Annotated in this window: 10 protein-coding genes; 3 read left to right on the top strand and 7 right to left on the bottom strand. The window is 72.3% G+C overall.

Annotated features, from left to right (window positions below; genetic code table 11):
• Positions 1-281: 281 nt before the first annotated feature.
• The gene (locus ACFW22_RS19765) at positions 282-1,655 is read left to right on the top strand and encodes a cytochrome P450 (protein ID WP_386406089.1); all 1,374 of its coding nucleotides are present in this window, start codon (positions 282-284) and stop codon (positions 1,653-1,655) included.
• A gap of 50 nt (positions 1,656-1,705) precedes the next feature.
• Here the strand turns inward: ACFW22_RS19765 and ACFW22_RS19760 are convergent, their stop codons facing one another.
• Both ACFW22_RS19760 and ACFW22_RS19755 read right to left on the bottom strand, forming a co-directional pair.
• Entirely contained in the window at positions 1,706-2,485 is a 780-nt protein-coding gene (locus ACFW22_RS19760; RefSeq protein WP_386406086.1) for a putative protein N(5)-glutamine methyltransferase, read from the bottom strand.
• The gene (locus ACFW22_RS19755) at positions 2,478-2,960 is read right to left on the bottom strand and encodes a glutathione peroxidase (protein WP_386406083.1); all 483 of its coding nucleotides are present in this window, start codon (positions 2,958-2,960) and stop codon (positions 2,478-2,480) included. Before ACFW22_RS19755 ends, ACFW22_RS19760 begins: the two co-directional genes overlap by 8 nt.
• A gap of 35 nt (positions 2,961-2,995) precedes the next feature.
• Here ACFW22_RS19755 and ACFW22_RS19750 point away from each other — a divergent pair, with 35 nt between their 5' ends.
• Positions 2,996-3,226 carry a DUF6011 domain-containing protein gene (locus ACFW22_RS19750; RefSeq protein ID WP_386406080.1) on the top strand — a complete coding sequence of 77 codons (231 nt, stop codon included), beginning with the start codon at positions 2,996-2,998 and terminating at the stop codon, positions 3,224-3,226.
• A 71-nt stretch (positions 3,227-3,297) separates the two neighbouring features.
• Here ACFW22_RS19750 and ACFW22_RS19745 read toward each other — a convergent pair whose 3' ends face one another.
• On the bottom strand, positions 3,298-4,161 hold the full coding sequence (locus ACFW22_RS19745; RefSeq protein WP_386406077.1) for an acyl-CoA thioesterase: 864 nt from the start codon (positions 4,159-4,161) through the stop codon (positions 3,298-3,300).
• Positions 4,162-4,173: 12 nt separating this feature from the next.
• Positions 4,174-6,732 (bottom strand): DEAD/DEAH box helicase, encoded by a 2,559-nt coding sequence (locus tag ACFW22_RS19740; protein WP_386406074.1) that lies wholly within the window; start codon positions 6,730-6,732, stop codon positions 4,174-4,176.
• A gap of 86 nt (positions 6,733-6,818) precedes the next feature.
• On the opposite strand from ACFW22_RS19740, the gene ACFW22_RS19735 reads away from it, so the two are divergent.
• Positions 6,819-7,610: a metal-dependent hydrolase gene (locus tag ACFW22_RS19735; protein WP_386406071.1), complete on the top strand. Its 792-nt coding sequence runs from the start codon at positions 6,819-6,821 to the stop codon at positions 7,608-7,610.
• A 96-nt stretch (positions 7,611-7,706) separates the two neighbouring features.
• On the opposite strand, the gene ACFW22_RS19730 is transcribed toward ACFW22_RS19735, so the two are convergent.
• The 3 genes from ACFW22_RS19730 to ACFW22_RS19720 form a co-directional block, all read right to left on the bottom strand.
• Positions 7,707-9,488, bottom strand: coding sequence for an ABC transporter ATP-binding protein (locus ACFW22_RS19730; RefSeq protein WP_386406068.1), 1,782 nt, complete (start codon positions 9,486-9,488; stop codon positions 7,707-7,709).
• Entirely contained in the window at positions 9,485-11,311 is a 1,827-nt protein-coding gene (locus ACFW22_RS19725) for an ABC transporter transmembrane domain-containing protein (protein ID WP_386406049.1), read from the bottom strand. The genes ACFW22_RS19730 and ACFW22_RS19725 overlap by 4 nt, the downstream gene beginning before the upstream one ends.
• A 309-nt stretch (positions 11,312-11,620) precedes the next feature.
• A complete protein-coding gene (locus ACFW22_RS19720) occupies positions 11,621-13,024 on the bottom strand; it encodes a Gfo/Idh/MocA family protein (protein ID WP_386406046.1) in 1,404 nt (467 codons plus the stop codon).
• Positions 13,025-13,166 lie beyond the last annotated feature (142 nt).

The following is a 13,166-nucleotide window of genomic DNA, read 5'->3' as shown; positions in this document are numbered from 1 at the left end:
GGTCCGCCCGCCCGTACGGCCCGCGGGCGGCGGATCGGAGGTGCGGCACGGGGCGTCCGGCCGGCAGGGCGTCGAGGGGCGGCACCGACGGCACCCGGCTCCAGGGTCGACCGGAGCGCCTCCCGGGAGCCGCGGAAGGCAGCGGCGGGGGAAGGTACGTGACCCACCCGGTCGATTCGAGCCAACACACCTATTCAGGCCGGGTGTTCCGCCCCCGCTGTCCGTGCGCCCCCTCCCGGGGAAGAATCACCGGGCCGATGACGATCAAGGGGTGACCGCACATGACCACCACCACCCGGACCGAAGCCCCCGCACTCACGGGACTTCCGTTCCTCGGTTCCATGCTCGACCTGAAGAACGACTCGCTGGGCACCTTCCTGCGGGCCCGGCGCGACCACGGCGACGTCGTGAAGATCACCGCGGGCCCGCCCGGGCTCCGCGCCACCGTCTACGGCGTCTTCTCCGCCGAGGGCGCCCAGCAGGTCCTCGCCGGTGAGTCCGCCAACTTCCGCAAGGACAACGCCTTCTACCAGGAGGTTCGGGAGTCCTTCGGCAACGGCCTGCTCACCAGCCAGGACGAGGACTACCTCCGTCAGCGCAGACTGGTCCAACCCCTCTTCACCAAGCGCCGCGTCGACGGCTATGCCGCCGCCATCGCCACCGAGGTCGCCACCCTCACCGGGGAGTGGCAGGACGGTGGAGCCACGACGGTCGACGTCCACCAGGAGATGACCCGCCTCGCCCTGCGCGCCGTCTCCCGGATCCTCTTCGGCACGGACGTCGACACCGCCGTCGAGATCGTCGAGCGAAGCTTCCCCGAACTCGGCGCCTATGTGCTGAGCCGCGGCTACTCCCCGCTCAAGGTCCCGCGCGACTGGCCCACACCCGGCAACCGCAGGGCGGCCGTCGTCCACCGGGCGCTGTACGAGGTCTGCGACCGGATCATCGCGGAACGGCGCGACTCCGACCGGGCCTCCGCGGACGGGGACGACCTCCTCACCCTCCTCATCGGCGCCGAGAGCGCCGAGGACGGCAGTTTCGACGCCACCGAACTGCGCGAGCAGGTCCTGGTCTTCCTGCTCGCCGGACACGAGACCACCGCCACCTCCCTCGGCTTCGCCCTCCACCTCCTCGCCCGCCATCCGGAGGTGTTGAAGCGGGCCCACGAAGAGGTCGACCGGGTCCTCGGCGACCGCACGCCCCGAGCGGCCGACCTCGATGCGCTGCCCTACGTCACCCGGGTCCTCAAGGAGGCCATGCGCCTGTTCCCCGCCGCTCCGGTCATCGGCCGGCGCGCGGTCGCCGCCACGGAGGTCGGCGGCGTCCTCATCCCCGCCGGCGCGGACGTCATCGTCGCCCCCTGGGTCACCCACCGGCACCCCGCCTACTGGGAGGACGCGGAGCGCTTCGACCCGGACCGCTTCACGCCCGAAGCGGAGGCCGCCCGTCCCCGGTACGCCTGGTTCCCCTTCGGCGGAGGGCCCCGCGCCTGCATCGGCCAGCACTTCTCGATGCTGGAATCGGTGATCGCCCTCGCGATGATCCTCCAGAGGTACGGCTTCGAGGCCGTCGACACCGAGGTGCCCGTCAGTTCCGCGATCACCCTCCAGGTCACGGGCCCGGCCCGTTGCCGTCTGGTGCCGAGGGTCGGGTAGCCGTTCAGACCCGGGCGTGGCCCGGCCCGGCGGACCGGGCCGCGCCCCCATCACGGTCGCGTCGCGACGACGACCGTGGCCCACCACTCCTCGGAGGTGACGACCCGCGGTGCCAGGCCCGTTGCCGACAGCACCGCGGCGGCGGCCTCCGCCTGCCGCTCGCTCGTCTCCATCAGCAGGTGCCCGCCCGGGGCCAGCCACTCCGGCGCCTCGGCGGCGACCCGCCGCAGCACCGCGAGCCCGTCCGCCCCGCCGTCCAGGGTGACGAGCGGTTCGTGGTCGCGGGCCTCGGGCGGCAGCAGCTCCACCTCACCGGTCGGCACGTAGGGCACGTTCGCGACCATGACCGCGACCCGGCCCCGCAGCCCGGACGGCAACGGTGCGAAGAGGTCCCCCTCGTACACCCGGCCGCCGCGCGGTTCGACGTTCCGCCGGGCGCAGTGCACCGCCGCCGGCTCGATGTCCGAGGCGTGCACCTCCGCCCCCTCCACACCGGCGAGCAGCACCGCCGCCGCCGCGCCGGAGCCACAGCACAGGTCCACGCAGACGGCGCCGGGGGGCGCCAGTTCCACCGCGTGCCCGACGAGGAACTCCGTGCGCCGCCGCGGCACGAAGACGCCGGCGTCGACCTCGATCCGCAGGCCGGCGAAGTCCGCCCACCCCACGACGTGTTCCAGGGGGAGGCCGGAGGAGCGCCGCTCCACCATCAGTTCCAGCTCGGCGGGCCCGGTGGCGGTCGAGAGGAGCATCTCCGCCTCCTCCTCGGCGAAGACGCATCCGGCGGCCCGCAGTCGCTCGACGACGCCTGCGCGGCTCCCGGCGTCAGACAAGCTGTGCCTCGATCGCCGCCACGACCTCGGGCGCCTCCGGCTCGGTGCGCGGACGGAAGCGGGTGATCCGGCCGTCGCGGCCGATCAGGAACTTCTCGAAGTTCCACTGCACGTCGCCGGCCTCGCCCTCGGCGTCGGCGACCTGCACCAGTTCGGAGTAGAGCGGGTGGCGGTCGGCACCGTTGACGTCCGCCTTCTCCAGGAGCGGGAAGGACACGCCGTACGTCGCCGAACAGAAGGTCGCGATCTCCTCGGCGCTGCCGGGCTCCTGGCCCGCGAACTGGTTGCAGGGCACGCCGAGCACGGTGAAGCCGCGCTCCCCGTAGGCCTTCTGCAGTCGCTCCAGCCCCGCGTACTGGGGGGTCAGACCGCACCGGGAGGCGACGTTCACCACCAGGACCGCGTGGTCCCGGTAGTCGGCGAGCGAGACCGTTTCGCCGGTCAGGGACTTCAGCGGGATGTCGTACAGGCTCATGGCTTCTCCTCGTCGGAATGGGGTTTGATCTCAACATGGGAGACGAACCACTGGCAATCGCGATCGACCCCACGCCGGACGGAGGGCCGCGCCGGGTGCGCTGCCGCCTCTGCGGCCGGCCCCTGACCGGCGCGGACTCCCGACGCACGGGCCTGGGACCCGCCTGCAACGCCAAACTGCACCCTCCGGCCCCGGACGTCCGGACCCGCCGCCACGAGGTGGAGCAGGACGCCCTTCCCGGCCTGGACCCCTCCCCGTCCCCTTGAGACGACGGCGGCGGAGGCCATCGGCCCCGCCCCGCGAGGAGCGGTGGCGCACGACGGGCCGGCGGCGCGGGTCAGACCTTCCTGAACAGCCCCTCCTGGACCACCGACACCAGCAGCCGGCCCTCCCGGTCGTAGATCCTGCCCCGCGCCAGCCCCCGGCCGCCCGTGGCGACGGGGGACTCCTGGTCGTACAGGAACCACTCGTCCGCGCGGAAGGGGCGGTGGAACCACATCGCGTGGTCCAAGGAGGCCATGTCGAAGCCGCGCGGGCCCCACAGCGGTTCCACCGGGATCCGGACCGCGTCCAGGAGCGTCATGTCCGAGGCGTACGTCAGGGCACAGGTGTGGACCAGCGGGTCGTCGCCCAGCGGCCCCACGGCCCTCATCCAGACCGCGGAGCGGGGGTCCGCTCCCTTGACCTCCTCCGGGGTCCAACGCAGCCGGTCCACGTACCGGATGTCGAAGGGCTGCCGGCGCGCCATCCGCTCCAGGGCCTCCGGCAGCGCGCCCAGGTGCTGGCGGATCTCGTCGGCGAGGTTCGGCAGGCTCTCCGGGTCGGTCAGGTGCCGCGGCGGCAGTTGGTGGGCGAAGGCGCCCTCCTCGGGCTTGTGGAAGGAGGCCGTCAGATTGAAGATGGTCCGCCCTTCCTGCACCGCAGTGACCCGGCGGGTCGTGAAGGAGCGTCCGTCCCGCACCCGTTCCACCTGGTACACGATCGGCACCCCGGGGCGCCCCGGCCGCAGGAAGTAGGCGTGCAGCGAGTGCACCGGCCGGTCGCGGCCCGTGGTGCGACCGGCCGCCACCAGGGCCTGCCCGGCGACCTGCCCGCCGAAGACCCGTTGCAGCGACTCCTGAGGGCTCCGCCCACGGAAGATGTTGACCTCGATCTGCTCCAGGTCGAGCAGGTCGACGAGCCCCTCGGCGGGATTGGTCACCACTGCGCTCCTCTACAGCTGTCCGACGGACGTCACGCGCACCACCGCACGGCCCTCCTCGTCGGAGGCCGCGAGGTCCACCTCCGCGCTGATGCCCCAGTCATGGTCGCCGTTGGGGTCGGCGAAGGTCTGCCGGACGCGCCAGAGGCCGTGCGCGGCGTCCTCCTCGATCGCGATCAGCTTCGGGCCGCGCGCGTCGGGACCGGTGCCGAGGTCGTCGTACTCGTCCCAGTAGGCGTCCATCGCCTCGCCCCAGGCGTCCGCGTCCCAGCCGGACTCGGCGTCCAGCTCGCCCAGCGCGTCCACGTTGTCGAGGGCCGCCAGTTCCACCCGGCGGAACAGGGCGTTGCGCACCAGGACCCGGAAGGCCCGGGCGTTCGACGTGACCGGCTTGACCTGGTCGGCCTTCTCCTGGGCCTCCTCCGCCGTCTGGACCTCCGGGTTGGCCAGCTGCTCCCACTCGTCGAGCAGCGAGGAGTCGACCTGGCGCACCATCTCGCCCAACCAGGCGATCAGGTCCTCCAGGTCCTCCGTCTTCAGGTCGTCCGGGATGGTGTGGTCGAGCGCCTTGTACGCGCTCGCGAGGTACCGCAGCACGATGCCCTCGGTCCGCGCCAGCTCGTACCAGGAGGTGAACTCGGTGAAGGAGAGCGCCCGTTCGTACATGTCGCGGATGACCGACTTCGGCGACACCGGGTGGTCGCCGACCCACGGGTGCGAAGTCCGGTAGACGTTGTAGGCGTGCCAGAGCAGCTCCTCCAGCGGCTTCGGGTACGAGATGTCCTGGAGCCGTTCCATCCGCTCCTCGTACTCGACGCCGTCCGCCTTCATCTGCCCGACGGCCTCCCCGCGCGCCTTGTTCTGCATCGCCGCGAGGATCTGCCGCGGGTCGTCCAGCGTCGACTCGACGACGGACACCATGTCCAAGGCGTACGAGGGGGACTCCTGGTCCAGCAGGTCGAACGCGGCCAGTGCGAACGTCGACAGCGGCTGGTTGAGGGCGAAGTCCTGTTGGAGGTCGACCGTCAGCCGGATCGTGCGGCCCTCGGCGTCCGGTTCCGCCAGCTGCTCCACCACGCCGCCGTCGAGCAGCGAGCGGTAGATCGCGATGGCCCGGCGGATGTGCCGCAGCTGCGCCTTGCGCGGCTCGTGGTTGTCCTCCAGCAGCTTGCGCATGGCTTCGAAGGCGTTCCCCGGCCGGGCGATCACCGAGAGCAACATGATGTTGGTGACCTTGAAGCGTGAGGTCAGCGGTTCCGGCTCGGCCTCGATCAGCTTCTCGAAGGTCGACTCGCTCCAGGCCACGAAACCCTCCGGGGCCTTCTTGCGGACCACCTTGCGGCGCTTCTTCGGGTCGTCTCCGGCCTTCGCGAGCGCCTTCTCGTTCTCGATGACGTGCTCGGGGGCCTGTGCCACCACGAAACCGGCGGTGTCGAAGCCGGCCCGACCGGCACGACCCGCGATCTGGTGGAACTCACGGGCGCGCAGCGTGCGCACCCGGTTGCCGTCGTACTTGGTGAGCGCGGTGAAGAGCACCGTGCGGATCGGCACGTTCACGCCGACGCCGAGCGTGTCGGTCCCGCAGATCACCTTCAGGAGGCCCGCCTGGGCCAGCTTCTCCACGAGCCGCCGGTACTTCGGGAGCATGCCCGCGTGGTGCACGCCGATGCCGTGGCGGACGTAGCGGGACAGGTTCTGGCCGAACTTGGTGGTGAACCGGAAATTGCCGATCAGCTCGGCGATCCGGTCCTTCTCCTCGCGCGTGCACATGTTGATGCTCATCAGGGACTGCGCCCGCTCGACGGCCTGCGCCTGGGTGAAGTGCACGATGTAGACCGGGGCCTGCTTGGTCTCCAGGAGCTCGGTCAGGGTGTCCGTGATGGGGGTCAGCCGGTACTCGTAGGAGAGGGGCACCGGGCGGGTCGCGGAGCGGACCACCGAGGTCGGCCGCCCGGTCCGCCGGGTCAGGTCCTTCTCGAACATCGACACGTCGCCGAGGGTCGCCGACATGAGGACGAACTGGGCCTGGGGCAGTTCGAGCAGCGGGATCTGCCAGGCCCAGCCGCGGTCCTGCTCGGCGTAGAAGTGGAACTCGTCCATGACGACCTGGCCGATGTCGGCGTCCTTGCCGTCCCGGAGCGCGATCGAGGCGAGCACCTCCGCCGTGCAGCAGATCACCGGTGCGTCCGCGTTCACGGAGGCGTCGCCGGTCAGCATGCCGACGTTCTCCGTGCCGAAGAGCTTGCACAGGTCGAAGAACTTCTCCGACACCAGCGCCTTGATCGGCGCGGTGTAGAAGGTGACCTGGTCGTTGGCGAGCGCGGTGAAGTGCGCACCGGCCGCGACCAGCGACTTCCCGGATCCGGTGGGTGTGGACAAGATCACGTTGGCCCCGGAGACGACCTCGATCAGCGCCTCTTCCTGGGCCGGATAGAGCGTGATGCCCCGGTCCTCGGCCCAGGAGGAGAAGGCCTCGAAGAGGGCGTCGGGGTCGGCGGTCGGCGGCAGCTGATCGATAAGGGTCACGTCCCCATCTTGCCTGGATTCCGAGCGGATGAGGGAACCGGCCATCCGCCGTCTTGATCACGGACGGTAGGCTCGTCCGTCGACCGGTCGTCAACTGGACGTCGGCAGGGGAGAAACGGGGCGGGCCAATCATGATGGGACCGGCGCACTCGCTGTCCGGAGCGGCGGCCTGGCTGGGTGTCGGAGCGGCCTCGGCCGCCTTCGACCACCCGATGCCCTGGCCGGTTCTCATCGTCGGTGCGCTCATCTGCGCGGGTGCCGCGCTCGCGCCCGACCTCGACCACAAGTCGGCAACCATCTCGCGCGCCTTCGGTCCGGTCTCCCGGGGCCTGTGCGAGATCGTCGACAAACTGTCGTACGCCGTCTACAAGGCCACCCGCTCCTCCTCCGACCCCCGCCGGTCGGGCGGGCACCGGACGCTCACCCACACCTGGCTGTGGGCGGTCCTGATCGGAGCCGGGGCGTCCGCCGCCGCGGTCACCGGTGGTCGCTGGGCCGTCCTCGCGATCCTCTTCGTGCACCTGGTCCTCGCGGTGGAGGGCCTGCTGTGGCGGGCCGCCCGGGTGTCCAGCGACGTCCTGGTCTGGCTGCTGGGCGCCACCAGCGCCTGGATCCTCGCCGGTGTCCTCGACCAGCCGGGCAACGGTTCGGACTGGTTCTTCACCGGCCCGGCACAGGAGTACCTGTGGCTGGGCCTGCCGATCGTCCTCGGCGCCCTCGTCCACGACATCGGCGACGCCCTGACCGTTTCCGGCTGCCCGATCCTCTGGCCCATCCCCGTCGGCCGCAAGCGCTGGTACCCGGTGGGACCGCCCAAGGGGATGCGCTTCCGGGCCGGCAGCTGGGTGGAGGTCAAGGTCCTGATGCCCGCCTTCATGGTCCTGGGCGGGATCGGCGGCGCCGCCGCGCTCAATTTCTTCTAGGGCGCGCGCCCGACGCGCCACACGGAGCTCCGGCGCGCCCCCGGTCCGGCCACCGGGGCCCCGGTGGCCGGACCCCGGCCGGGAGACGGCCCTGCCTCACCCGTGCCAGGACCGCCACAGCGCCGCGTACGTCCCTCCTGCCTCGACCAGCTCCTCGTGGCTGCCCAGCTCGCTGATCCGGCCCCCCTCGACCACGGCGATCAGATCGGCGTCGTGTGCCGTGTGCAGCCGGTGGGCGATCGCCACCACCGTCCGCCCGTCCAGGACCCGGGCGAGCGACCGCTCCAGGTGCCGGGCCGCTCGCGGGTCGAGCAGCGAGGTCGCCTCGTCCAGGACCAGGATGTGCGGGTCGGCGAGGACCAGACGGGCCAGTGCGACCTGCTGGGCCTGTGCCGGGGTCAGCGCCCGGCCGCCCGAGCCCACCTCGGCGTCCAGGCCTCCGTCGAGGCCCCGGGCCCACCCCTCCGCGTCCACCGCGGCGAGCGCGGCCCACAGCTCGGGATCGGTGGCTCCGACCCTGGCGAGCAGCAGGTTGTCCCGGAGCGAACCCACGAAGACGTGGTGCTCCTGGTTCACCAGGGCCACGTGCTCACGGACCCGCTCGGCGGGCATCCGCGCCAGCTCGGCCGAACCGAGCGTCACCGAGCCGGTCCGCGGGGCGTAGACGCCCGCGAGCAGACGGCCCAGCGTGGACTTGCCGGCACCGGACGGGCCGACCAGGGCGATCCGAGTGCCGGGCTCCACCTTCAGGGACACCTCGTGCAGCACGTCGACGCCCTCGCGGTAGCCGAACCGCACCCCGTCCGCGCGCACCGCCCGGCCCTCGGGGCGCGCATCGCCGTCCCCCGCGTCCGGCTCGACGTCCCGCACGCCGACCAACCGGGCCAGCGACACCTGTGCGACCTGGAGCTCGTCGTACCAGCGGAGCACGATCCCGATCGGGTCCACCAGCATCTGTGCGAGCAGCGCCCCCGTGGTCAGCTGTCCCACGTCGATCCAGCCCCGCAGCACGAACGCGCCACCGAGCAGGAGCACCGCGCAGAGCACCGTCACATGGGTGAGGTTGACGACGGGGAAGAGCACCGAGCGCAGGAACAGCGTGTAGCGCTCCCACGCCACCCACTCCGAGATCCGCCGGTCCGAGAGCGCGATCCGCCGTGCGCCGAGGCGGTGCGCCTCCACCGTCCGGCCCGCGTCGACCGTCTCGGCGAGCGCCGCGGCCACCGCCGCGTACCCCGCGGATTCCGAGCGGTACGCGGAGGGGGCCCGCTTGAAGTACCAGCGGCAGCCCACGACGAGGAGCGGCACGGCGAGCAGCGCGGCGAGCGCGAGCAGCGGCGAGGTCACCGTGAGCCCGCCCAGCAACAGCCCGGCCCAGACGATGCCGATGGCGAGCTGGGGAACGGCCTCGCGCATCGCGTTGGCGAGCCGGTCCACGTCCGTGGTGATCCGGGACAGCAAGTCGCCCGTCCCGGCCCGTTCGAGCACGCCCGGGGGCAGGCCGACGGCGCGGACGAGGAAGTCCTCGCGCAGGTCCGCGAGCATCTCCTCGCCCAGCACGGCGCCGCGCAACCGGACCAGCCGCACGAAGAGGGTCTGGACGAGCAGCGCCCCGACGAACAGCGCGACCGTACGCTCCAGATGAAGCTCCTGCGCCCCCTGGGCGAGCCCGTCCACCACCGATCCGAGCAGGTACGGGCCGACCATCGAGGCGATGACGGCCACCGCGTTCACCCCGATGAGCAGCGCGAACGCCCTCCGGTGCCGACCGAGCAGCTCGCGGACGTAAGCGCGGACGGTGGTGGTCGAGGCGACGGGCAGCGTCGTCGCCGTCTTCGGAGCGGCCGGGTCGTACTCCGGCGGCGCCAGGCCGATCATGCCGATTTTCCTTCCAGTGGTTCCGGTGCGACCGCGGCGGGCGCGCCCGCCCCCCGGGGCGCGGCGGCGAGTTCCCCGTCCGCCTCGCGGGTGACCACCGCGCGGTAGCGGGGCTCTTCGGCGAGCAGTTCCCGATGGGTGCCGACGGCGACGGCCTGGCCCTCGTGGACCAGGACCACCCGGTCGGCACGGTCCAGGAGCAGCGGCGAGGAGGAGAGGACCACAGTGGTCCTGGCTTCCCGGAGCTCCCTGATCCCAGCGGCCACCCGGGCCTCGGTGTGGGCGTCCACCGCCGAGGTGGGCTCGTCGAGGACCAGCACCTCCGGGTCGGTGACCAGGGACCGGGCCAGCGCCAACCGCTGGCGCTGGCCGCCGGAGAGCGACCTGCCCCGCTCGGTGATGCGGGCGCGCATCGGGTCTCCGCCGGTGTCGACGGAGGCCTGTGCCAGCGCGTCGAGGACGTCGTCGCAACGGGCGGCGGAGAGCGCCGCCTCGGCGCGGACGTTCCCCGAAGCGGGCACGTCGAGCAGCTCGCGGAGGGTACCGGAGAGCAGGACCGGGTCCTTGTCCTGGACGAGGACGACGGCACGCGCCGCTTCCAGCGGCAGTTCGTCGAGCGGTACCCCGCCGAGCAACACCGAGGCGTGGTCGGCTTCCGGTTCGACCGGATGGCCGCCGAGCCGGTCGGCGAGCCGGCCGGCCACGTCCGGGTCGCCGCAGACCACCGCGGTGAACAGGCCGGCCGGGGCGCGCAGTCCGGTCAAGGGGTCGTACAGGTCGTCCTGCACCCGGTGCTCCCCGCGTTCCTCCTGCGGGGCGGCGACCGAGGCGCGGGTCAGCGAGAGGACCCGCGCGGCCCGCTTCGCGGACGGCCGCGAGAAGGAGAAGGCCATCGCGATCTCCTCGAAGTTCCGCAGCGCGTGGTGGGTGAGGGCCACGGCGCCGTAGACCGTGACGAGCTCGCCGACCTCGATCCGTCCGGCAAGGGCCAGGCCGGTGCCGTGGCCCACCACGACGATGAGGAGCAGACCCGGCAGCACGACCTGGATCGCGGCGATCAGCGCCCACATCCGCGCACTGTGCACGGCGGCCCTGCGCACCTCCTGGGAAGCGGCGCGGTAGCGGCCGAGGAACAGTTCTTCGCCCCCGATGCCGCGCAGCACCCGCAGCCCGGCGACCGTGTCGGAGGCGAGCTCGGTCGCCCTCCCCGCCTTCTCGCGCTGGACGTCCGCACGGCGGGTCGCGCGGGGGAGGAGCGGAAGCGCGGCCAGGGCGAGCACCGGGACGCCGACGGCCACCACGACGCCCAGGGCCGGTTGGTAGACCGTGAGGCCGACACAGATGATCACCAGGGTGACGGCAGCCGCCGCGAACCGGGAGAGCGCCTCGACGAACCAGCCGATCTTCTCGACGTCACCCGTGGAGACGGCGACGACCTCTCCCGCGGCCACCCGCCGGGTCAGGACGGAGCCCAGCTCCGCGGTCTTCCGGGAGAGGAGCTGCTGCACCCGGGCGGCAGCGGTGATCCAGTTGGTGACGGCGGTGCGGTGCAGCATCACGTCCCCGGTCGCGATCGCGGCTCCGAGGGCCACCAGCAGCGCTCCGGCGGCGGCGAGCCGGTCGCCGTCGCGGTCGACGACCGCCTGTACGGCCAGGCCGACGCCGAGCGGCAGGCCGGCGATGCCCAGGTGGTGCAGCAGTCCCCAGAGCAAGGACTTCACCTGCCCGGCGAGCTGTTGGCGACCGAGCCAGAGGAGGAACCGGGTGCCCGAACGGACGTCGGGGACGCCCGGATCGGCGTAGGGAAGATCTCGAATCTGCATGGCGTCCCAGGGTCTCCGGGTCTGAGGGGGATCGCGCGCCGGAGGTGTGCGACGGCGGTGTGGAAGCCGTGCAAGGTTCGCTCTTCCCCCGCCCGGCGGCAATCGAATTTCCCGGTGGGAAACGGATCGCGCCATGCGCCGCACGTCGTCCCCGGGCCCGCGCGGCGGTGACCGCGGTGCCCCCTCTTCCGCCGGGGCGGCGCCGGTTCTCCCGGTTTCCGGGCGGTGTTCCCGCGCTGCCGGGACGCGCGGCCGTGCGCCCCTCCGCACCGCGCGGGTGACCCTCTGGGTGCGGGCGCCGCCGCCCGCTCAGGAGGGCTTCGTCGAGTCCACGCCGGCACGCGCCGCGAGCCATGCGCCGCGGGTGAAGTCGGGGATCTCCTGAGGAGCCCCCTGCGCCTTGATCGAGGCGTGGCTCAGCGGCAGCGGTGCCGTCCAGGTGGCGGCGTCGTACACGTCGAAGTCCGGAGGGAGCCCCAACTGGAGGCACTGCATCAGGCGGTACACCATGATGTAGTCCATGCCTCCGTGCCCACCCGGCGGGTCGGCGTGTTCCTTCCAGAGCCAGTGGTCGAACTCGGCCGCGTAGGCACCGAAGTCCCCCCACTGGTCGTCCTTGTGGTCCGGTTCCAGGTAGATCCGTGCCGGGTAGTCCTCGAAGATCCCCCGGGTGCCGCCCAGGCTGTTGATCCTGTTGTACGGGTGCGGCGTGGAGACGTCGTGCTCCAACCGGATCAGCCGTCCCTTGGCCGTCTGGAGGAGGCTGATCGTCCGGTCGCCGTTGACGTAGGTCTCCTTCCAGCTCGGGTCACCGGACGGCACGCGTGCCGCACGGTACTCGGCGAGCCCCAGCGCCGGAGTGGCGAAACTGCTGATGGTCAGCGCCCGGTCGCCCCGGTTGAGGTCCATGTAGCCGGCCACGGGGCCGAAGCCGTGGTTCGGGTAGAGGTCACCCCGCAGCCGCGTGTGCCAGAGGCGGCGCCAGGGGCCCTCGTAGTACGTCGGGGAGAACAACAGGTCGCGCAGGTCGTGGTTGTACGCCCCCGCGCCGTGCAGGAGCTCTCCGAACCTGCCCGCGTGCGCCATCCGCAGGACGCGCATCTCGTTCCGTCCGTAGCAGCAGTTCTCCAGCTGCATGCAGTGGCGGCGGGTCTGCTCCGACAGGTCGACGAGCTCCCACAGTTCGGCCAGCTCCATGGCGACCGGACACTCCACCCCGACGTGCTTGCCGTTCAGCATCGCGGTCCGGGCGATCGGGAAGTGGCTCTCCCAGGGGGTCGCCACGTAGACGAAGTCGACGTCGGTGCGGGCGCAGAGGTTCTCGTAGTCGTCCTCGCCGTGGGCGTAGAGGGCGGGGGCGGGCTGTCCGGCGGAAACGACGGTCGCGGAGGCCCGCTCGACCTTGGTGCGCACCGGGTCGCAGAGGGCGACGACCCGGACCCGGGGGAGGGCCAGGAAGTTGCCGATCATGGAGGTGCCGCGGTTGCCGAGTCCCACGATGCCGACGCGGACCGTCGTGCGGCCCTCGAACGGGACCCCCGCCATGGTGGTGCCGCGGCGCTCCGGCGCGGTGGCCGCACCCGGCGCGGCCGTGGGGGCGGACGCGGCGGTCCGGTCGCCCAGGGCGCCGATGCCGAGGGCCGCGCCGGCCGCTCCCGCGGTGCCCCGCAGGACGGTGCGGCGGCTCGGGGGGCGCGGTGTCTGCTCGTCCATGGGACCTCCCTGCTGGCGGGTGGTTGGACTGTACGTTCCGCTTCCGCCGTCGAGCCGCACCGGCCGCCCATGATCACCCGAACGTACGAAGGGCCCCCGTGCAGGGGCACTTCGTACGTCCTCCGGACGGGAACCGACGGGG

It is taken from the genome of Streptomyces sp. NPDC058872 (assembly GCF_042743065.1).
Lineage (GTDB): Bacteria > Actinomycetota > Actinomycetes > Streptomycetales > Streptomycetaceae > Streptomyces.
Note: the sequence above shows the minus strand (reverse complement) of the source record. Positions and strands in the feature narration are given on the sequence as shown.

Coding starts and splice junctions, on each gene's coding strand:
- ACFW22_RS19740 (WP_386406074.1), bottom strand. CDS start 6,732: ATGGCCGGTTCCCTCATCCGCTCGGAATCCAGGCAAGATGGGGACGTG.
- ACFW22_RS19750 (WP_386406080.1), top strand. CDS start 2,996: ATGGGAGACGAACCACTGGCAATCGCGATCGACCCCACGCCGGACGGA.
- ACFW22_RS19725 (WP_386406049.1), bottom strand. CDS start 11,311: ATGCAGATTCGAGATCTTCCCTACGCCGATCCGGGCGTCCCCGACGTC.
- ACFW22_RS19720 (WP_386406046.1), bottom strand. CDS start 13,024: ATGGACGAGCAGACACCGCGCCCCCCGAGCCGCCGCACCGTCCTGCGG.
- ACFW22_RS19730 (WP_386406068.1), bottom strand. CDS start 9,488: ATGATCGGCCTGGCGCCGCCGGAGTACGACCCGGCCGCTCCGAAGACG.
- ACFW22_RS19765 (WP_386406089.1), top strand. CDS start 282: ATGACCACCACCACCCGGACCGAAGCCCCCGCACTCACGGGACTTCCG.
- ACFW22_RS19735 (WP_386406071.1), top strand. CDS start 6,819: ATGATGGGACCGGCGCACTCGCTGTCCGGAGCGGCGGCCTGGCTGGGT.
- ACFW22_RS19755 (WP_386406083.1), bottom strand. CDS start 2,960: ATGAGCCTGTACGACATCCCGCTGAAGTCCCTGACCGGCGAAACGGTC.